The 20,796-nt window shown below is 71.5% G+C and carries 14 protein-coding genes; 9 read left to right on the top strand and 5 right to left on the bottom strand.

What is annotated here, in order from left to right:
- The first annotated feature begins 219 nt into the window (after positions 1 to 219).
- Both AB0D18_RS07490 and AB0D18_RS07485 read left to right on the top strand, forming a co-directional pair.
- Positions 220 to 1,140, top strand: coding sequence for a hypothetical protein (locus tag AB0D18_RS07490; RefSeq protein ID WP_362413911.1), 921 nt, complete (start codon positions 220 to 222; stop codon positions 1,138 to 1,140).
- Between the two features lie 91 nt (positions 1,141 to 1,231).
- On the top strand, positions 1,232 to 1,780 hold the full coding sequence (locus tag AB0D18_RS07485; protein WP_362413909.1) for a GNAT family N-acetyltransferase: 549 nt from the start codon (positions 1,232 to 1,234) through the stop codon (positions 1,778 to 1,780).
- Here AB0D18_RS07485 and AB0D18_RS07480 read toward each other — a convergent pair.
- The gene (locus AB0D18_RS07480) at positions 1,731 to 3,365 is read right to left on the bottom strand and encodes an AMP-binding protein (protein ID WP_362413907.1); all 1,635 of its coding nucleotides are present in this window, start codon (positions 3,363 to 3,365) and stop codon (positions 1,731 to 1,733) included. The two genes, AB0D18_RS07485 and AB0D18_RS07480, sit on opposite strands and share 50 nt — an antisense overlap.
- Positions 3,366 to 3,438: 73 nt before the next feature.
- Complete coding sequence (locus AB0D18_RS07475; RefSeq protein WP_362413905.1) at positions 3,439 to 4,980, bottom strand: AMP-binding protein; 1,542 nt, start codon at positions 4,978 to 4,980, stop codon at positions 3,439 to 3,441.
- Between the two features lie 181 nt (positions 4,981 to 5,161).
- Here AB0D18_RS07475 and AB0D18_RS07470 point away from each other — a divergent pair, with 181 nt between their 5' ends.
- The 3 genes from AB0D18_RS07470 to lysA all read left to right on the top strand — a co-directional run bounded on the left by AB0D18_RS07470 (position 5,162) and on the right by lysA (position 7,901).
- Positions 5,162 to 5,971, top strand: a complete 810-nt coding sequence (locus AB0D18_RS07470) for a LuxR C-terminal-related transcriptional regulator (RefSeq protein ID WP_362413903.1) — start codon at positions 5,162 to 5,164, stop codon at positions 5,969 to 5,971.
- Positions 5,972 to 6,190: 219 nt separating this feature from the next.
- Positions 6,191 to 6,571 carry an SAV_915 family protein gene (locus AB0D18_RS07465; RefSeq protein ID WP_362413902.1) on the top strand — a complete coding sequence of 127 codons (381 nt, stop codon included), beginning with the start codon at positions 6,191 to 6,193 and terminating at the stop codon, positions 6,569 to 6,571.
- Positions 6,561 to 7,901, top strand: a complete 1,341-nt coding sequence (gene lysA / locus AB0D18_RS07460) for a diaminopimelate decarboxylase (RefSeq protein WP_362413900.1) — start codon at positions 6,561 to 6,563, stop codon at positions 7,899 to 7,901. The genes AB0D18_RS07465 and lysA overlap by 11 nt, the downstream gene beginning before the upstream one ends.
- Positions 7,902 to 7,952: 51 nt before the next feature.
- Here the strand turns inward: lysA and AB0D18_RS07455 are convergent, their stop codons facing one another.
- Entirely contained in the window at positions 7,953 to 9,014 is a 1,062-nt protein-coding gene (locus tag AB0D18_RS07455; RefSeq protein WP_362413898.1) for a winged helix DNA-binding domain-containing protein, read from the bottom strand.
- A gap of 590 nt (positions 9,015 to 9,604) precedes the next feature.
- Here AB0D18_RS07455 and AB0D18_RS07450 point away from each other — a divergent pair.
- Both AB0D18_RS07450 and AB0D18_RS07445 read left to right on the top strand, forming a co-directional pair.
- Positions 9,605 to 10,729, top strand: coding sequence for a magnesium and cobalt transport protein CorA (locus AB0D18_RS07450; protein ID WP_362413896.1), 1,125 nt, complete (start codon positions 9,605 to 9,607; stop codon positions 10,727 to 10,729).
- Positions 10,730 to 11,312: 583 nt separating this feature from the next.
- Positions 11,313 to 11,738, top strand: coding sequence for a hypothetical protein (locus tag AB0D18_RS07445; RefSeq protein WP_362413894.1), 426 nt, complete (start codon positions 11,313 to 11,315; stop codon positions 11,736 to 11,738).
- 230 nt (positions 11,739 to 11,968) lie between these two features.
- On the opposite strand, the gene AB0D18_RS07440 is transcribed toward AB0D18_RS07445, so the two are convergent.
- Positions 11,969 to 12,991 carry a L,D-transpeptidase family protein gene (locus tag AB0D18_RS07440; protein WP_362413892.1) on the bottom strand — a complete coding sequence of 341 codons (1,023 nt, stop codon included), beginning with the start codon at positions 12,989 to 12,991 and terminating at the stop codon, positions 11,969 to 11,971.
- Between the two features lie 151 nt (positions 12,992 to 13,142).
- Positions 13,143 to 13,736: a DUF6328 family protein gene (locus AB0D18_RS07435; protein ID WP_362413891.1), complete on the bottom strand. Its 594-nt coding sequence runs from the start codon at positions 13,734 to 13,736 to the stop codon at positions 13,143 to 13,145.
- A 269-nt stretch (positions 13,737 to 14,005) separates the two neighbouring features.
- Between AB0D18_RS07435 and AB0D18_RS07430 the strand changes: the two genes are divergently transcribed.
- Together AB0D18_RS07430 and AB0D18_RS07425 are read left to right on the top strand one after the other, a co-directional pair.
- A complete protein-coding gene (locus tag AB0D18_RS07430) occupies positions 14,006 to 18,373 on the top strand; it encodes a HAMP domain-containing protein (RefSeq protein ID WP_362413889.1) in 4,368 nt (1,455 codons plus the stop codon).
- 56 nt (positions 18,374 to 18,429) lie between these two features.
- Complete coding sequence (locus AB0D18_RS07425) at positions 18,430 to 20,787, top strand: SpoIIE family protein phosphatase (RefSeq protein WP_362414092.1); 2,358 nt, start codon at positions 18,430 to 18,432, stop codon at positions 20,785 to 20,787.
- Positions 20,788 to 20,796: the final 9 nt, after the last annotated feature.

Here is a 20,796-nt window from a genome sequence, read left to right as displayed (position 1 = left end):
GTGAGGGTCACGGCGTCAAGAGAGGAGTCCACGGTTCGGGCGCCGGGGGCGGCACTGCGGGCCGCCGCATCAAGTGGACAGAAAAGAGCCGAAGTGCCTGCCAACTCCTCACACTTGGTGTGACCATGGGCGACACAGCGCATCAGTCGTTCACGCGTTCACGGCCCGGCCGCTCCTCGCCGGGCCATTGCGCCGGGATCCAGTGCCGGAGGTCGCACCATGGGAAGCAGCGTGCCGGTGCGGTGCCCCGCCTGCCGTCGTGATCACGCGTACGTACCGCCCGTCTTCCCCTGCGCGTGCGGTGCCCCGCTGGCCCCGCCACTGCTGCGCGGCGCCCCGCCGCAGCCGATCACGCACCGCACCTGGACGGACTCGTGGGTGACGGTCCGCTGCCCGTCCTGCGGCAGGCAGGACCAGTGGCCCCAGCCGGAGCTGGGCTGCGGATGCGGCACGGTCCTGCGCATTCCCGTACGTCCGGCCCCGACGGTGCACACCCGGCATTTCGGCGGCGGGGGCGCGGGCGGGGACGCCCCTGGCTCCGACTACGACGCCGATGCCGGCGCCCGCGCCAGTGCCCGTGCTGACCTCGGCACCGGCCTCGATGCCGAACCGGCTGCCGCCGCCCGTACCGCACCCGCCCACGGCGAGAGCGGGCGCGGGCGGGCGAACGAGGACTCCCCTGCCGGCGGCCGGGCCGACGGGGACTCCCCCGCCGGGGGCCGGACCGAAGGCGGCTCTCCCGCTCCGCCTCCCCGCCCCAGGCCGCCGTTCCGCCCGCTCACCATCCGTACCGCCCGGGACGCCGTCACCGCCGCGGCGCTCTATCTCAAGTGGCTCGGCTTCCGCGACATCCTCCAGTCGCCCGAGCACCCCGCCTCCGGCATCGACCTGCGCGCCCGCGGGCTGGTCGCCCAGGTCGACCCGCGCACCGAGCCGTCCACCCTCCGCGACGTGGAGTGCCTCTGGCTGCACGGGCTCAATTCGTCGTCCCTTTCGGTCTTCTTCTCCCTCACGGGGTACGTCCCTGAGGCGCGGGCCCGCGCGGAGGACCTCGGCGTCCCGCTGTTCGTCATGGACCTCACCGGCACTCCGCAGCCCGCCAACGGGGCGGCGGACGAGCTGGTGGGCTCGGACGGCTGAGCCGGAGCCGGGCGCGGACCGGACCGGGACAGATCAGGTCCGGTCCGGTCCGGTCATGTCTCGCTCGACCGCGGGGCGGGATACTGGCCGCATGCCCATCCGCCCCGCCACCCTCGCCGACCTTCCGCTGCTCCAGGAGATCGAGCGCGCAGCCGGTGAGCCCTTCCGGGCACTCGGCATGACCGAGATCGCGGACGACGACCCGCCGCCGCTCGACCTGCTCGCCCCGTACCAACAGGACGGCCGCGCCTGGGTGTTCGAGGAGTCCGGGGGCTGCCCGGACGGGTATCTGATCTGGCAGGACGTGGACGGCGCCGCGCACATCGACCAGGTGTCGGTGCACCCGCGCATCGCCCGCCGGGGAGCGGGCCGCGCCCTCATAGAGCACCTGGCGAAGGCGGCCGGGCCCGCCTCACTGACCCTGACCACCTTCGCGAAGGTGCCGTGGAACGCGCCGTACTACGCCCGCCTGGGCTTCCGCATCCTCCCCGACGCCGAACTCACCGACGGGCTGCGGGAGATCGTCGCCGAGGAGGCGGCGCTGGGCCTGGACCGGTGGCCGCGGGTGTGCATGCGCCGTGCGGCGCGCCTCAGCTCCCGTACCGCTCCCGGAGTTCGATCTTCCGGACCTTGCCGCTGACCGTCATCGGGAAGCCGGCCACGACCTCCACCCGGCGGGGCACCTTGTAGTGCGCCAGCCTGCCCCGGCAGTACTCGGCGACCTCGTCGTACGTCGGCGGGTCGGCCGGGTCGCGCGGTACGACGCAGGCCAGGATCTCCTCGCCGTAGCGCGCGTCGGGGATGCCGACGACCTGTACGTCGGCGATCTTCGGGTGCCCGTACAGGAACTCCTCGATCTCGCGCGGGTAGACGTTCTCACCACCCCGGATGATCATGTCCTTGATCCGGCCGACGATCTGTACGTATCCGTCCTCGCGCATCACCCCGAGGTCGCCGGTGTGCATCCACCGGCCCCGGTCGACGACCTCGGCGGTCTTATCCGGCTCGTTCCAGTAGCCGAGCATCACGCTGTAGCCGCGGGTGCAGAGCTCGCCGGGTTCGCCGCGCGGGACGGTGCCGCCGGTCGCCGGGTCGACGACCTTGACCTCCAGGTGCGGCAGGACGCGGCCGACGGTTCCGGTACGCCGTTCCAGGTCGTCGTCGCGCCGGGTCTGGGTGGAGACGGGCGACGTCTCCGTCATGCCGTAGCAGATGGACACCTGCGCCATGTGCATCTCGGCGACGACCCGCTTCATGACCTCCACCGGGCACGGGGACCCGGCCATGATGCCGGTGCGGAGGCTGGAGAGGTCGTACGAGGCGAAGTCCGGCAGGCCCAGCTCGGCGATGAACATGGTCGGTACGCCGTACAGCGAGGTGCACCGCTCCTGCTCGACCGCGTGCAGAGTGGCGGCCGGCTCGAAGGACGGTGCGGGGATGACGACGCACGCCCCGTGCGAGGTGGCGGCCAGGTTTCCCATGACCATGCCGAAGCAGTGGTAGAACGGGACGGGCAGACAGATCCGGTCCTGCTCCGCGTACCCCACCGTCTCGCCCACGAAGTAGCCGTTGTTGAGGATGTTGTGGTGGGAGAGCGTGGCGCCCTTCGCGAAGCCGGTCGTCCCCGAGGTGTACTGGATGTTGATCGGGTCGTCGCAGGTCAACTCGGATGCACGGGTGGCGAGTTGCTCCTCCGGTGCGAGTCTCGCGGTCAGCTCGCCCCAGCTCGGGTCGCCGATGTGGTGTACGGACCGCAGCTGCGGACACTGCTCGCGCACCTCCGCCACGAGCGCCCGGTAGTCGCTCCCCTTGTGCGCGAGGGAGGCCACCAGTACGGCGACCCCGGCCTGCTGGAGGACGTACGCCAACTCGTGCGCGCGGTATGCGGGGTTGATGTTGACCATGATGGCGCCGATGCGTGCGGTGGCGTACTGCACGAGCACCCATTCCGGGCAGTTCACCGCCCAGATCCCCACCCGGTCGCCCTTGGCGACGCCCATGGCCAGCAGTCCGCGCGCCAACTCGTCGACGTCCGTGCCGAGTTGGGCGTACGTCCAGCGCCTCCCTGACCCCATGTCGACCAGCGCCTCCCGCTCCGGGTACGTATCCACCGCACGCCGCAGGTTGTCGCCGATGGTGTCGCCGAGCAGCGGGACCGTGCCGGTGCCGTGTGCGTAGGACAGGGACGGCTGCGGAGCCGGGGACGGCTGCGAGATCTCGTTCACCGGAAGTTCTCCCTCAGTGCGGCGGTGAGGCCTGATGTGACCTGTGAGTTGTCCGGACTTGTCCGTTCGTTGATCAGCTGATTTCCCGGTCCAGGCCCGCCCAGTAGGGCTCACGCAGTTTGAACTTCTGGATCTTGCCGGTGGCGGTGCGCGGGATCGCGGCGCGGAACTCGACCGACGTGGGGGCCTTGTAGCCCGCCATGCGCTGCTTGCAGTGGGCGATGATGTCGGCCTCCTCGGCCGTCGCGCCTTCGGCGAGGACGACGAGGGCCTTGATGGTCTCCCCCCACTTCTCGTGCGGGACGCCGATGACGGCGACCTCGGCGACCGCCGGGTGGCTGAAGATCGTGTCCTCGACCTCGATCGAGGAGACGTTCTCGCCGCCGGTGATGATGACGTCCTTCTTGCGGTCGGAGATGGTGAGATGGCCGTCCGCCTCGTCGAGCGTGCCGCCGTCCCCTGTGTGGAACCAGCCGCCCTCCAGCGCGTCGGCCGTCTCCTGCGGCTTCTCCCAGTACGCGTCGAGTACGACATTCGAACGCGCCAGCACCTCCCCGGAACCGGCAACCTTCAACTTGACGCCCAGGGCGGGGATTCCGGCCCTGGAGAGCTTCCGGGCGCGCTCCTCGGCCGGAAGGCCCGCGTCCTGCGGCTGGGTGCGGTTGAACGTGAGCAGCGGGGACGTCTCGGTCAGGCCGTAGATCTGGGTGAACTCCCACCCCAGCTCCTCGTCCATGCGCTGGATCATGCGGGAGGGCGGCGGGGCGCCTGCGCAGACCACCCGGACCCGGTCACGGCCGGGAACGGGCCCTTCCCAGCTGGCGGCGGCGTCGAGCACCGCGTTCCAGACGGCGGGGGCGCCGCACATCAGCGTCACCCCGTGCTCGTCGACACGGCGCAGGATCTCGGCGCCGTCCACCTTCCGAAGCACCACCTGCTTGACCCCGAGTCCCGCCATCACGAAGGGCATTCCCCACCCGTTGCAGTGGAACATCGGGAGGGTGTGCATGTAGACGTCGCGCTCCCAGACGCGGGTGTGCAGGCCGAAGGTGAGGCCGTTGGTCCAGATGTTGCGGTGGGTGAGCTGGACGCCCTTGGGGCGTGCGGTGGTGCCCGAGGTGTAGTTGATCGTCGCGGTGGCGTCCTCGTCCGGGTTCGACCACGGGCGTGGCTCCACCCCGTACCGCATCAGCTCGGTGTCGGTCTGCTCCCCGAGCACGAACCGGTGCCGGGCCTTGACCCCCGACAGGGCGTCGTCCAGCTCCGGGTCGACCAGCAGCACCGTCGCGCCGCTCTGGCGCACCATGTAGTCGATCTCGTCCGGCTTGAGACGGAAGTTGACCGGTACGCAGATCCGGCCGCTCATCGTCACCGCGAACAACAGCTCAAGCAGCCGGGCGGAGTTGTGGCTGACGACGGCCACCCGCTCGCCCTCTCCCACACCCAGCGCGTCGAACCCGGCCTGCCAGGCACGGACCCGCACACCGAGCTGTCCGTACGTGGAGTCCGGCACCGGCACGGCGGGCTGGACCGGCTCGTCGATCACGCCGGGGCGCGATCCGAAGCCCAGCTCCGCACGATCGAGGAAATCGGAGATGGTCATGGGCGTCCGCATCGTGCACTCTCCCTGGTACCGGCTGTGGTTTTAACATCCTGTTCCAGTCACCTGGATCTCACTACCCCCGGACGGGGGTGGAAAGGTGGATCACGTGTCCGACTCCGTGCCGCCCGCTGGGCACGCATCGCCGCCTGCATCTCCACCTGCATCTCCACCCGCGTCTGCGCACGCGGCGGAAATGCGGTCCGCACTGCTGCGGCTGCGGCGCACCACTGGGCTGCAGGTCGCCTTCGGCGGGCTGCTCACCGGGGTGCGCGACGTCCGTATCGGCGTACTGAGCGGCGCGTCCACCCAGGCGCTGCAGGGGCTGCGCGTCTCGGCGGGGATCGGGCTCGGCGGAAAATCCATCGCCCTGTCCAGGCCCTGCGCGGTCACCGAGTACCTCTCTTCACGCCACATCAGCCACGAGTACGACGCGGCCGTCACCGCCGAGGGCCTGCGCTCGGTGCTCGCGGTGCCGGTGATCGTACGGCGCCGGGTGCGCGGCGTACTGTACGGCGCCCTGCGCACGCCGCAGCCGCTCGGCGACCGCATGGCCGCGGCGGTCCTGGACGCGGCCCGCGAGGTGGAGCAGGCCCTTGCCGTACGGGACGAGGTCCGGCGGCTGCTGGAGGTGACCCGGGAACCGGGCCTCGGCCCCGGCGCGTGGGAGGAGGTCCGCGAGGCGCACGCCGAGCTGCGCGCCCTGGCCCCGCGCGTCACGGACCCGCTCCTGCGGGGCGAACTCCTCGCGGTGTGCGGCAAGTTGGCCTCCTCCTGGCAGTCCGAAGGGCCGCCCGAGCGGGAGCACCAGGTGGTGCTGACCCCACGGGAGACGGACGTCCTGGGCTGCGTCGCCTCGGGCGCGACGAACGCGACGGCGGGCGAGCGGCTGGGGCTGCGGCCGGAAACGGTGAAGGGATACCTGCGCGCGGCGATGCGCAAACTGGGCGCGCACACCAGGCTGGAGGCGGTGGTGGCGGCCCGGCGAGCAGGACTCCTCCCCTGAGTGCACCCGCGTATGAGTGCACTCGTGTATGCGTGCACTCGTATATGCGTGCACTCGCGTACACGTCAGCGGCGCGTCAAGTTCTGCCTCCGCACGGTCAACGCCGCGTCAGGGCACGCCCTCCTCCGCCCCGCCGGGCATAGCTTCGTACGGAAGCACCACGCGGGCAGACGCACACCGCCCGCGCCCCGTACGAACTCCCCTTCAAGGAGAGCACCCATGGACGACCTCCACTCCCCCGTCGACGCGGACCCCGACGAACCCGGTCCGGCTGCCGGCGGCGGCGCCCTCTACGTGCCGGTGCGGCTCGGGTCCGCCGGCGGGCGGCATCTCCGCTTCCTGCGGACTCCGCTCGGACACCGCACCGCCGTCGGTTTCAGCAGTGCCGCGCGGCTCGGTGACGTACTGGGCGCCCAGCAGCCCTGGGTGCGGCTCGGGGAGCCCGCCCTGCGGGCACTGGCCGCGCCGCTCGGGGTGACGGTCCTGACCGTCGACCCCCAACTCACCGCACCCGCCGCGCAGTCCGGACCCCAACCGGCAACGCGACCGGTGCCCGCCCCCTGGTTCGCCGTCACCGGAATCCGCAGCTATGTCGACTGAGGCGAGGGTCGAAGGAGCGGGTACGGACCTGCTCGGCGCGCCGCCCGTGTGGCCCGCGTCCGCCACCGTCGCCCCCGGCGGTGACCTCACCATCGGCGGCGTGTCCCTGTCCGCTCTCGCCGACCGGTTCGGCACGCCCGTGTACGTACTCGACGAGCAGGAGGTACGGGACCGCGCACGGGCCTGGCGGCGCGCGCTGCCGGACGCCGAAGTGGCGTACGCGGCAAAGGCGTTCCTGTGCCGGGCCGTCGTGGACTGGATACGCGAGGAGGGGCTCGGGCTCGACGTGTGCTCGGCCGGGGAGCTGGAGCTGGCAGTCACGCACGGCTTTGACGCCGACCGGATCGTGCTGCACGGCAACGCGAAGTCGCCGGAAGACCTGCGGGCCGCCCTTCGATTCGGGGTCGGGCGGATCGTCATCGACTCGGACTGCGAGATCGCCCGGCTGGCCGCCCAGGTCACAGGCCCAAAGCCGCAGCGGGTGATGGTGCGCGTACTGCCCGGGATCGAGGCGGGAGCGCACAAGAAGATAAGGACCGGGGCGGAGGGCCAGAAGTTCGGGCTGTCCATCGCGGCGGGCGACGCCGAGGACGCGGTGGCGCGGACACTCGGCCAGCCACACCTCCAACTGGTCGGCATCCACTGCCACTTGGGCTCACAAATCGCCACCCCCGAGCCGTACGGTGCGGCCGTGCACCGGCTGATCGCCTTCCTTGCGCGGCTGCGCGAGCGGTACGGCGTCACCCTTCCCGAGCTGGACATCGGCGGCGGCTTCGCCGTCGCGTACCGGCCGGGCGACCCGGCACCCACCGCGGCCGCGTACGGCCAACTGATCAGCCGTCAACTCACCACCTCCTGCGCCGAATTCCGATATCCGACACCCCGGCTGACCGTCGAGCCCGGGAGGTCCCTGCTCGCACCGGCGGGCGTCGCCCTCTACCGGGTACTGGCCGTGAAGCGGTCCGGCGGGCAGGTCTTCGTCGCCGTCGACGGCGGCATGAGCGACAACCCCCGCCCGGCGCTGTACGGCGCCCGGTACACCGTCCGGCTCGTCGGCCGCCCGGTGTCCGCCCCGATGCGTACGACGACGGTGGTCGGCCGGCACTGCGAAGCGGGCGACGTCCTGGCCGAGGACGTCGAGCTGCCGGAGGACGTACGGCCCGGGGACGTGCTCGCGGTGCCCGCCTCCGGCGCGTATCACCTCTCCATGGCGTCGGGCTACAACCTGGTCGGCCGGCCGCCGGTGACGGCGGTGCGCGAGGGGCGGGCGCGGCTGCTGGTGCGGCGCGAGACGTTCGAGGACCACCGGCGGAGGGATGTGGGGCTGTAGCCGGGCGGCCGTGGGGCCGCAGCCGGGGCCGGGGGGCGCCGGCCCGGGAGCCTACCGCCCCTGCGTGCCGTAGAACTCGCCGAACCGTACGTCCTGCGCGGCGGCCGAGGTCAGGGTGGCGAGCGTCCTCGCCCCCTCCTCGGTCACTTCGGCGCGCTGGGCGCGGGTGAGCCGGCCGAAGGGCTCGATGGTGAGGGTCGCCGCATCGGCCTTCTTCGACTCCTCCAGCCGCCAGATCCCGGCGACGAGCCCGTCGACGAGGAGGGTGCAGTACGCGTAGTTGCCGCACCAGGTGCGCATCTTGTACTCGGGCGGAACGAGCCGGGTCCGGTCGGCGTGCGAGAGCAGCAGGTTGTCGTACTCGGGGAGGAAGCGGGGCGGAGCGGGCGTGTCCGCCTCGGGGCGGGGTGCGTCGGAGAGGTCGAAGAGCTCGGTGCCGTGCTCGTCGCGGAAGGTGAGGAGCCGGGGACGGAGCCGCTCGAAGGCGGTACGCAGCCGGGTCAGTCCGCACCAGGTCTGCATGTCCTTGACGGAGGCGGGGCCGAAGGCGCCCAGATAGCGGAGCACGGTCGCATCCAGCACCTCCCCCGCCTCCTCGGGCGAAAACACGGGCTCGGGCCGGTCGAACCAGGCCCCGGAGCTGGTCAGCGCGACCTGGCCGCTCTCCCCCCACAGCCCGCGCGGGGTCGCCTGGAGGAGCGGCAGCGCGCAGCGGGCGACGGTCGCCAGGGCCTGCGGGTCGGCGTCCGGCCACTCCTTCAGCAGCAGCTCGCGCAGTTCCTTGAGCGGACGGGGACGCTCCGCCACAAACACCCGCGCCAACTCCGCGACCCTGGCCGCGTCCACCCCCGGCAGCCGCTTGAGAAAGAGACGCAGCTCGCGGTCGATCACCGGCTGAACCAGCGGGCGCAGGGCGAGACAGTCGTCGGCGGTGAGGGTGTGAATGGTGGAACGCATGGTGACGATGCGGGCCACCTCGCGGGAGGCCATCAGACGGGACAGCTCAAGGGGGTCGAAGCCTTCGAGGCGGGCCGCGAGGGAGTAGTACGGCGGCCTGGTGTTCTGCGCCTGAAGCCCGACGAGGTGACGGACGGCATCCTTGGCATCCAGCACAGCACGGGCAAGCAGGAGCTGCCAGGCAAGGGTGGCCCGGTTGAGGTCACGGGGGCCGAGGAGGGGGGCGGGGGCAGGGCTAGAGGCGGAGGCGGAGACGCGAGCGGAAGCCGAGGCGGAGACGCGAGCAGAGCCGGAGGCGCAAGCGTGAGCCGGGGCGGCGGCGCGAGCCGGGGCAGGCGGAGCCGGGACGGCCGCGCAAGCCGGGACGGCGGCGGCACGAGCCGGGGCGGACGGAACCGGGACGGCGGCGCGAACCGGGGCGGACGAAGCCTGGGCGGCGGCGCGAGCCGAGGCGGCGGCGCGAGCCGGGGCGGACGGAGCTGGGGCGGCGGCACGAGTGGGAGCGGGCGGAGCCGGGGCGGACGCGTGAGTGGGAGCCGGGGTAGACGTGCTGCGGGGGGCGTCGGGCGTCGTCATGCTGCGCACGTTAGCGCTCCTTGCGGACAGGTTTGGTCCGCAAGGAGCGGAGCTCGCCCAGGTTGCCGATTCATCGTGCCGGTGCGTTATGGCCCGTATATCCTGCTTCGTGATCCGCTGGTCGTGGACATCCGTACAGCCCCGGGCCGACGAGGGAGGCGAGCCACTCCATGGCGAAGAAGCGCACCTGGCGCAGGCAGCCCGCTCTCACCCCCGCCCCTTCCCCGCTCGCCCCCAAGCCGGCCGCGCGCCGGCAGCCCGATCCGCACGACCACGCGAGCGTGGTCAATGCCGCGCTCTACCGCGACGGCGTCCGCGTCGCCACCCCGGACTCCCTCGCCGAGACGTTCCGCCAGCTGCGCGAGCATCCGGACGGCATGGCCTGGATCGGCCTGCACCGGCCGACCGAGCCCGAACTCCACTCCCTGGCCGAGGAGTTCGACCTGCATCCGCTCGCCGTCGAGGACGCGCTCGAAGCCCATCAGCGGCCGAAGCTGGAGCGCTACGGCGAGACCCTCTTCGTCGTCCTGCGCGCGGCGCGCTACCTCGACGCCTCCGAGGAGGTCGACTTCGGCGAACTGCACATCTTCCTCGGCCACGACTTCGTCATCACCGTCCGGCACGGCGCGGCCCCCGACCTGTCCGCCGTACGGCGCCGGATGGAGGAGGCCCCGGAGCTCCTCGCCCTGGGCCCGGAGGCGGTGCTGTACGCGATCCTGGACGCGGTGGTCGACGGGTACGTCCCCGTCGTCTCCGGCGTACAGACCGACATCGACGAGATCGAGACCGAGGTCTTCCGCGGCGACCCCGAAGTCTCCCGCCGCATCTACGAACTCTCCCGCGAGGTGGTGGAGTTCCAGCGTGCCACCCGCCCGCTGATCGGCATGCTGAACGGACTGATGGCGGGCTTCACCAAGTACCGTACGGACGAGGAACTCCAGCGCTATCTGCGCGACGTCGCCGACCACGTCACCCACACCAGCGAGCGCGTGGACACCTTCCGACAGGCCCTCACCGACATCCTCACCGTCAACGCGACCCTCGTCACCCAGCAACAGAACGCGGAAATGCGGGCGTTGGCGGTCGCCGGCTTCGAGCAGAACGAAGAGATCAAGAAAATCTCGGCGTGGGCAGCGATCCTCTTCGCCCCGACGCTGGTAGGCACCATCTACGGCATGAACTTCGACACCATGCCGGAGCTGCACTGGACTCTCGGCTACCCTTTCGCAATCGGCTTGATGGCGGTTGTCTGCACCGGTTTGTACGTGATTTTCAAGCGGCGGGACTGGCTCTAGGAAGCGATCGATCCCGCTCATGCCGCGGCCGAGCACCGGTTGCGCGAGGTCGTGTACGGCTTCGAGGGGGAACACGCCGTCAAGTCGTTGACGGCCGTCTGCACGCCGGTGGAAGCGGCGCGCGTCCTGCGGGAGGTCTGGGCCGCGGGCACGGATGTGCGCACCGGTTGCGCCGTCGCGGAGGCGCTGGCATCACTGGGCCACCGGGACGAGGCCCTACGCATCCTGCGCGAGCTGCACGCGGGGCCGCCTTCCGGGTTCCACCTGGACGGGAAGAGGGTGGCGCGTGTCATCGCGGCGCTCGTCCCGGACGACGAGGAGCACGCAGCCGAGGCGGGCGGACGGGGCGCGTCCGGTACGGGCGAGGCCGGCAGCGATGCGTCCGGCGTCCACACGCCCGGCTTCGACGCACCTGGATTCCGTGCGCCGGGAACGCATACGGCCGCATCCCGCATGCCCATCGTCCGTACGTCCGACCCCCGCTTCTGCGGACGCGAAGCGGCAGCGCTCGCCGAGCTGGTCACCAGTGCCGCCCCCGACGCCACGTTCTGGGGAATCCTCGCCGCGCCACACCGCGGAAGCGGTGGCGGCGCTCCGCTCCGTGCTGCTGCGGTCGCGGAACCCGCTCCAGGAAAGGTCGGTGGCCCTGGGGGCCCTGTGCGACCAGGGTCTGGCGGACGAGACGGCGGACCTGCTGCGGGCGGTGCTGCGGGACCGGAGCGTCCCGGCCGCGGAACGCGTCGTGTCCGCCCGGTGGCTCGGCGGGACGCTGCACGCGCCCGACGCCGCCGCGCTGGCACTGATGGCGGCCGACGCCGTGGCGGCGGAGCACCGGATCGAACTGCCGGCGGTCGCCGTCCTCGGGACGGACCCGGCGGCGGCCGAGCGCGCCGACCGGCTGCTCCTGCCGATGACCTGCGACGGGTTCCTGCACCCCGGTGTACGGAGTCGGGCGGTGGAACTGCGGCGCTGGTTCCGCAGTGCCCGGCAGGAGGGTCCGGGCGGATAGAGGGCGCCCGGCCATGGCCGGAAAACCTTGCCGCCCCGGCACGCCTGGGTCAGGAAACGGGCCAAGGGACACACGGCGGCCCACCTGCGGATCGGATTCGCCACGAGCGCCGATCACGCCGAACTGACGGATGCCGCACGCCGGCTGGGAGCCGCACTCGCGGACCTCGACCCGAAGGAGACGTCCGCGCAACCCACGATCCCGCCACCCTCACGAGGCCTCAACCTGCCTCAGCCCGTCGGCTGTTCGCCCAGTTCGCTGCCTGTCAGCCACTGGTTCCAGGTCAGGTTCCAGTCGCCGTAGCCGTTGCCGAAGTGGTCCATCGGTTTGCCGGTGGTGCCGGTGACCTCGATGACGTCGCCGACGTGGCTCAGGCCGTAGAGCCACTTGGCGTCGGACTCGGACATGCCGATGCAGCCGTGGCTGACGTTCTCCTTGCCGAAGGCATCGGCGTTGTCGGGGGCCGCGTGGATGTACTCGCCGCTGACCGTCTCGCGCATGCTCCAGTCGTACGGGTCGTAGTAGCCGTCGGGACTGTTGCGGGGGATGCCGATGGTGCGGGAGTCCATGATCACGCGGCCGTCCTTGGAGAGCACGGTCTTGATGCCCTCGCGGGTCTTGAAGCGCTTCTCGCCGCCGCTGACCGGGATCACCCTCGCGACCTCGCCGTTGCGTACGACGGTCATGGTGTGGGCGGCCAGGTCGACCTTGCTGATCATCGAGTCGCCGACGGTGAAGGAGATCTTCCGGTCGCGGTCCACGGCCGTGCCGTCGGCCAGCTTCACCTTGGCCAGGCGGGCGTCGAGGGTGACCTCCGTCCCGGCCGGCCAGTAGTGCTCCGGGCGGAAGTGGATCAGGGTGTCGCCCTTGTTCTCGGTCCAGTGCCAGGCGCCGGTCAGCGGGGTGGAGGTGGTGACCTTGAGTGCGCCCTCGATGCCGGCGCGCAGCGACTTGTCGACCTTCTGGCCCTTGAGGACCAGGGCGAGGGGCTGGCCGACACCGACCGTACTGCCGTTCAGCGGGGCCGCCTGCGGGGCGACCGTACGGCGGGGCGTGCCGGTGATCCGTACGGCGGGCGGGGCGGGCTTGGCCGCAGCGGGCACGGCCGGGGCCTTGGGCTCGACTTCGGCAGCCGCTGCGTTTTCGGCCGGGGTCAGCGCGCGGACTCCCTCGCCTCCGCAGGCCGTCGCGGCGAGGGCGAACGCGGTCACCGCGACGGGTATGCGTACGGCGGAGGTGACGGAGCGGCGCATGCTTCCTCGTGCTTCTGGGGGGTGTTTGTTGATCTTTCAGGGTAGGGAGTGCGCCGTCGCGCCCCCGGGGGCCGAAGGTCCCGAATTCCGCGCCGAAAGCCCCCTGCTTCCCAGCGTCCGGTCAGCCTGTGCCCGGTCGGCCTGTGTCCGGTCAGTCGGTGTCCGGTCGGTCGGTGTCCTCGGTGGTGTGCTTCCAGCGGGCCCAGAAGGGCAGCACGAACCAGCACAGCAGGTACCAGGCGACCACTCCGGCGACGAGCCACGGCGCGTAGGCGTCGTGCGTGGCCACTCTCATCACGAGGAGCAGCGCAGCCGACAGCGTGGCGAGCAGCAGGACCAGCCCGAGGAAGGTCAGCCGGGACGCCCAGGACACCGCCTGCGGCTTGATGCGGCGGCCGGAGACGATCCGGTGGAAGGAGACCGGGCCGATGAGGGCGCCCGTGGCGAGGGATCCGAGGATGACGGTGCTGATGTAGATGTTCTTGTCGGTCTGGCCGAGGGCCTGGAAGTGCGTGGTGAAGACGACGGTGAGCAGGAAGCCGAAGAGGATCTGCACACCGGTCTGCGCCACCCGGATCTCCTGGACCAGTTCGGCCCACTGACGGTCCGCCCGCTCGTCCCGGCTCTCGTCCCGGCTCGTGGCGCGGCTCGTGGCGCGGCTCTCGTCCCGGCTCTCGGCGCGGCCCTCGTCCCGGCCTTGGGACCCGTCCGCGGCCTCCCCCGCCCCCGTCTCGGTCTCCGTCATGGGCCGTTCCTCCTCGCACGCATCAGTTCCGAGCACGCACTCGAACGCATACCCTTTCGGGGGACAGCCATGAACGCCGGGAACAGCCCTCTTCCCTGCCCGACACCAGCGGGAGCGTGGCGAACGGGCGGCGCACAGCAATAAATTGCCGTACGACAACTGTGGCACCATGACCCACGGAACGCCCGTTCGGAAGTGAGCTGGTCGTACTGGTTACCGCCCCCTGCGCGGGCCGGTTTCGAGCAAGTCGCAAAGAGGTGGGGCAGACCATGGGAACTACGGGTTCCGAAGCGGGTGGGCGCGCGACAGCCCGTGTCGGCACGAAAAGCACCGGTGCGAAGGCTGTCGGTACGAAGGACGCCGGTACGAAGGACGCGGGTACGAAGACCACTGCGGCGGCCGCAAAGTCGGCAGGCAGGACAACCGAGCGGCCGACGGCAGCCGCCACCGGCGACACGGTTACGGACACGGCCACGAGCACCACCACGACCTCCACCACGGCCACGGTCGCGCCCGCCCCCGGAGCAGGCACCGCACCGGCCCCGAAGGCCCGCCCCGCCCGCCGTACCCCGGCAAGGACCGCAAGGGCCGCCAGGACCGCCAAGCCCAACGGCGGCACCGCCGCGGCCCTGACGCCCACCGGTTCCCTCCCTTTCTCCACCTCGGTCGGCTCCGTCGGTTCCGTCGGCGAGCCCGAGCTGCGCCAGCTCCTCGCCGGTCTGACCGCCGTACGGGACGGGGACTTCGGCACCCGGCTGCCCGACGACCGCGACGGGCTGCTCGGCGAGATCGCGCTCGTCTTCAACGGCATGGTCGACCAGTTGTCGCTCTTCACCTCCGAAGTCACCCGCGTCGCCCGCGAGGTCGGCACCGACGGACGGCTCGGCGGCCAGGCCGAGGTGCCGGGCGTGGACGGCACCTGGAAGGATCTCACCGACTCCGTCAACGCGATGGCGGGGAACCTGACCACCCAGGTGCGCGACATCGCCCAGGTGGCCACCGCGGTCGCCAAGGGCGACCTCACGCGCAAGATCGACGTGGACGCCCAGGGCGAGATCCACGAGCTGAAGAACACGATCAACACGATGGTCGACCAGCTGTCGTCGTTCGCCGATGAGGTGACCCGGGTCGCCCGCGAGGTCGGCACCGAGGGCCGGCTCGGCGGCCAGGCCGACGTACAGGGCGTCTCCGGTACGTGGAAGGACCTCACCGAGTCCGTCAACGTCATGGGTGACAACCTCACCGCCCAGGTACGTTCCATCGCCCAGGTCACCACCGCCGTCGCCAAGGGCGACCTCTCGCAGAAGATCCGGGTGGACGCGCGCGGCGAGATCCTGGAACTGAAGGAGACCATCAACACGATGGTCGACCAGCTCTCCGCCTTCGCCGACGAGGTCACGCGAGTGGCCCGCGAGGTCGGCACCGAGGGCAATCTGGGCGGCCAGGCCACCGTGCGCGGCGTCTCGGGCACCTGGAAGGACCTCACCGACAACGTCAACGTGATGGCGTCGAACCTGACCGGGCAGGTCCGCTCCATCGCCCAGGTCGCGACGGCCGTCGCCAAGGGCGACCTGTCGCAGAAGATCAACGTCGAGGCGAAGGGCGAGGTCGCGGCCCTCGCCGGCGTGATCAACACGATGGTGACGACGCTGTCCGCGTTCGCCGACGAGGTGACCCGGGTGGCCCGCGAGGTCGGCACCGAGGGCATTCTCGGCGGTCAGGCCCATGTGCCGCACGTGGCGGGCACCTGGAAGGACCTGACCGACAACGTCAACTCGATGGCGAACAACCTCACCGGGCAGGTCCGCAACATCGCCCAGGTGACCACCGCCGTCGCCAAGGGCGACCTGACCCGCAAGATCGACGTCGACGCGCGCGGCGAGATCCTGGAGCTCAAGACCACCATCAACACGATGGTCGACCAGCTGTCGTCGTTCGCCGCCGAGGTCACCCGGGTGGCCCGCGAGGTCGGCTCCGAGGGGCGGCTCGGCGGGCAGGCCGAGGTCGAGGGCGTCTCCGGCACCTGGAAGCGGCTCACCGAGAACGTGAACGAGCTGGCCGGGAACCTCACCCGGCAGGTCCGTGCCATCGCCGAGGTGACCAGCGCGGTCGCCGAGGGCGACCTCACGCTGTCGATCACGGTGGACGCGTCGGGCGAGGTGTCCGAGCTCAAGGACAACATCAACTCCATGGTGGAGTCCCTGCGCGAGACCACCCGCGCCAACCAGGAGCAGGACTGGCTCAAGACCAATCTGGCCCGCATCTCGGGCCTGATGCAGGGCCAGCGCGACCTGACCGTCGTCGCCGAGCTGATCATGGACGAGCTGACGCCGCTGGTCGGTGCGCAGTACGGCGCCTTCTACCTCGCGCACGACGCCGCGCACCACGCCGAGCTCGAACTCATCGGCTGGTACGGGCACTTCATGGCCGCCGAGGACCGCCCGGTCCGCTTCGAGCCCGGTCAGTCGCTGGTCGGCCAGGTGGCCCGCAGCCGCCGTACGATCGCCGTCGACGACCTGCCGCCGGGGTACGTCACCGTGTCGTCGGGCCTCGGCTCGGCGGACGCCCGCAGCCTGCTGGTACTGCCGATCTCGGTCGAGGGGCAGATCCTCGGCGTGATCGAGCTGGCTTCGGTGGGCGGCTTCACCCCGGTGCACCGGGACTTCCTGGAGCAGCTGATGGAGACGGTCGGCGTCAACGTCAACACGATCGTCGCCAACGCCCGCACCGACGAGCTGCTGGGCGAATCTCAGCGACTGGCCTCCGAGTTGCAGTCGCGGTCCGAGGAACTGCAGTCGCAGCAGGAGGAGTTGCAGCACTCCAACGCCGAACTGGAGGAGAAGGCAGCCCTGCTGGCGTCGCAGAACCGGGACATCGAGGCGAAGAACCTGGAGATCGAGCAGGCCCGGCAGGAGCTGGAGGACCGCGCGCGGCAGCTCTCCATCGCATCGAAGTACAAGTCGGAGTTCCTGGCGAACATGAGCCACGAGCTGCGTACCCCGCTCAACTCCCTGCTGATCCTTGCCCAGTTGCTCGCCCAGAACCCGACCCGCAACCTCTCGCCCAAGCAGGTCGAGTACGCGGGCGTCATCCACTCGGCCGGCTCCGACCTGCTCCAGCTGATCAACGACATCCTCGACCTGTCGAAGGTCGAGGCCGGAAAGATGGACGTCAACCCGGAGCCGGTGGGGCTGCGCAAGCTGCTCGACTACGTGGAGGCGACCTTCCGGCCGATGACCGCGCAGAAGGGTCTGGACTTCCGGATCAGCGTGGCGCCCGGCGCCCCCGCCGAGCTCGTGACGGACGACTCCCGGCTGCGGCAGGTGCTGCGCAACCTGCTCTCGAACGCGGTGAAGTTCACCGAGGCGGGCGCGGTGGAGCTGCGCATCGACCCGGCGATCGGCGCCGACCTGCCGCCGCTGGTGCGCCCGCACGGCCCGGCGGTCGCCTTCCGCGTCATGGACACCGGCATCGGCATCGCCGAGCAGCAGCTCGAAGCGATCTTCGGGGCGTTCCAGCAGGCCGACGGCACGACCAGCCGCAAGTACGGCGGTACGGGCCTGGGGCTTTCGATCAGCCGCGAGATGGCGCACCTGCTCGGCGGTGCGATCCAGGTGACCAGCGCTCCCGGCGAGGGGAGCACCTTCACGCTGTACATCCCGGTGGCCCGCTTCGAGTCCCCCGCCGCGTACGCGGATCCGGCCTCCCACCGGGTCGGCGACGCTTCGGGGCTCGGCCTGCCCTCCGGCGTCGTGCCGGCACAGCAGCGCAGGCTGCTGGTGATAGAGGACCGGCCGCGCGGACTCCTTTCGCTGATCGCGGAGAGCGCGGTGGCGGAGCTGGCGGACGGGACGATGCCCGACACCCGGGGCCCCGTGCACGTACGGACCGCGGTGGGTCCCGAGGAGGCGGCCGCGGCGCTGGCCTCGGAGCCGTGCCACTGCGTCGTCATTGGGCTCGACATGCCCGACGGGTCGGCGATGCGGCTCCTGCAGGCGCTGGACGGCGATCCGGCGCTGCGCCAGGTGCCGGTGCTGGCCCATCACACCCGGCCTCTGGAGGCGGTGCACGAGCGGCAGATCCTGGACTGGTCGAAGTCCAAGCCCCTCGAACTGCTGCCGAGCCTGGACGAGTTGCGGGAGCGGATCGCCCTGCACCTGACGGCCGAACGGCCCGCCGACGTACTGCCCTTGGCGCGTCCCATCGGGCCCGTGGTGGAGGTGGAGCGCGCGGTGGATCCCACACCCGACGGGTCGCTGGACCTGACCGGGCGGGTGGTGCTGGTCGTCGACGACGACGCGCGCAACGTGTACGCGCTGACCGGCATCCTCGAACTGCACGGCATGCGCGTCCTGCACGCCGACAACGGCCGCAAGGGTCTCGAAGTGCTCGCCCTGCACGGCGGGGTCGAGCTGATCCTGATGGACTTGATGATGCCCGAGATGGACGGGTACGCCGCGACCGCCGCGATCCGCGCCATGCCCGAGCACGCCGATCTGCCGATCATCGCGGTGACGGCGAAGGCGATGGAGGGCGACCGGGACAAGTGCCTGACCGCCGGTGCCAGCGACTACATCACCAAGCCCGTCGACGCGGGCGACCTCGTGGACCGTATGCGCATGTGGCTCGCCCGGTGAACGCAGAACCGACACCGTACGGAGAAGACGGAGAGAGCGCGGTGGCCGGGGCGGGCCTGGCGGAGGGGGGCGAAGGTCCGCAGAACTGCGTACCTCGCCCGCTGGACGCGCTGGCCTCCACCATTGAGCAGCTGCGCCGGGATCTGACCCTCTCCCAGGAGTCCGCCGACGCCCGCGCGCTCATCGGGATCGCCACCGGCATCCTCGTGGAGCGCGGGCAGGGCGGGCCCGCCGAGGCCGCGCTGCGGCTGGAGCGCCTCGCCGAGTCGGCGCGGGTGCCGCTGCTCGAACTGGCCGCCGACATCGTCAACGGCGCGGCGGGCGACCACATGGCCGACGCGCTGCCCACGTCCGCCCCCTCCTCGTCGTCCGCGCACGACGCCGGGGCGGGGCCCGGCACCATACTGCGGCTGCGGACCGCCGAGACCGGGTCGATGACGGGTGACGCGCAGACCGCCGCCCAGTCGCTCTTCGAGCGGGCGCTCGCACCGCTGGGCGCGAGTGCGCTGGCGCTGTGGGCGGCCGGGCGAGACGGTGCGCTGATACTGGCCGGGCACGCGGGCTTCTCGCGCGGCGAGGCCGAACGCTGGCGGTACGTACCGCCGGGCGTGGCGACCTGGGCGCAGCAGGTACTGACCGAGCGCCGCCCCCGCTGGTACGGGACGCTGCCCGCCGGCGCCCCCGGCATCGGTCTGCGGCACGGCACCGACGGTGCGCGCAGCATCCTGCCCGCCGAGGTGGGCGGCCGCATCCTCGGCGTGCTGGAGGTGTGCTGGCCGCAGCCTCAGCCGCCGCTCACGACCGCCGCGACCCGGCAGCTGGACGCGCTCGCCGACCTGTGTGCACACACCCTGCCGGGCACCGACGTGTCCGCCGCGGCGGCCGGCAGCCCGGCCGACGAGAAGGCGGGCCCGCTGGCAGACCTCGCGGACGGGCTGCTCGACCCGGCGCTCGTGCTGCTGCCGCTGCTCGACGACCGCGACGGTGTCGTGGACTTCCACATCGCGTACGCCAACGAGCGCTTCCTCGACCTCGCGGGCCGCTCCCGATCCGTACTGACGGGGATGCGGTGGCTGGAGGCTTATCCGCTGAGTGCCCATCAGGGCGGCCTGTACGAACACCTGTTGAGGGTGCACGCGACCGGTGAACCGTTCCGGGCCGGAAGGATGACGCTCAACTCCCAGGTCGACGAAGTGCCGTTGGTGTCGGTGGCGTCGGTCGGGGTGGGCCGGTACGGCGACAACCTGCTGCTGAGCTGGCGCCTTGAGGACGAGGCGTCGCGGCTCGCCTCACTGCTCCAGCACGCCCAGCGCCTGGGCCGCATCGGCGGGTTCGAGGAGAACACCGTCACCGGCGAGGTGCTGTGGAACAACCAGCTGTTCACCCTGTTCGGGCTGCCGCCCAGCTCCTCCCCCGTACCGCTGGACCGCCTCCACCGCCATGCGCACGACGACGACTCGGTGGCCATCGGCCGCTTCCTGCGCACCCTGCTGCACCACCGCCACTCGGCGTCCACGGCCTTCAGGCTGCGGCGCGCGGACGGGGTGATGCGGCACATCCGGATCGTCGCGGAGCCGGTCACCGACCCGGCCGGGAACATCCTGTCCGTGCGCGGCGCCTACCAGGACGTGTCGTCCCAGCACTGGACCGAGGTGGCGCTCGCCGCGACCCGCGACCGGCTCGCGGACTCCGAGGAGCAGTCGGCGGCCCGCAACAAGCTCGCCCTCCAGCTCCAGCAGGCGATCATGCCGCCCGCCCGGGACGCGGTGGACACCTCCGGGCTGCTGGTGGCGGTGCGCTACCGGCCCGCCGAGGAGGAGCACCTGGTCGGCGGCGACTGGTACGACGCAGTGGCCCTGCCCGACGGCAAGGTCCTCCTCGCGGTCGGCGACGTCGCCGGGCACGGCATCCACGCCGCGACCGGCATGGTCGTCCTACGCAACGCGCTGCGCGGCCTGGCCACCACAGGCGCGGGCCCCGCCCAGCTCCTGAGCTGGCTGAACTCGGTGGCCCACCATCTCACCGAGCAGGTCACCGCCACCGCGATCTGCGGCGTCTACGACCCGCGGACCCGGCTGCTGAGCTGGGCCCGTGCGGGCCATCCGCCGCCGGTGCTGGTACGCGACGGAGCCGCGGCGGCGCTGCCGATGCCGCCGGGGATACTGCTCGGCGCGGTCGGCGAAGCCCCGTACACCGAGAACGAGTTGACGCTGGAGCCCGGCGACCGGCTGCTCATGTACACGGACGGGCTGATCGAACGGCGCGACCGCACCGTGGAGGAATCCCTGGAGCAACTCCTGGCGCTGGCGGGCACGGCGCCGCCCGAGCTGGAGAAGCACCTGGACCGGCTGCTGACGCACAGCCGCTCCGACACCGACGACGACACGTGCCTGATCGGCATCGAGGTGCGATGAACGCGCCGG

The organism is Streptomyces sp. NPDC048442 (genome assembly GCF_040651475.1).
In the GTDB taxonomy this organism is placed as follows: domain Bacteria; phylum Actinomycetota; class Actinomycetes; order Streptomycetales; family Streptomycetaceae; genus Streptomyces.
This window is presented reverse-complemented; position numbering and strand designations above follow the sequence as displayed.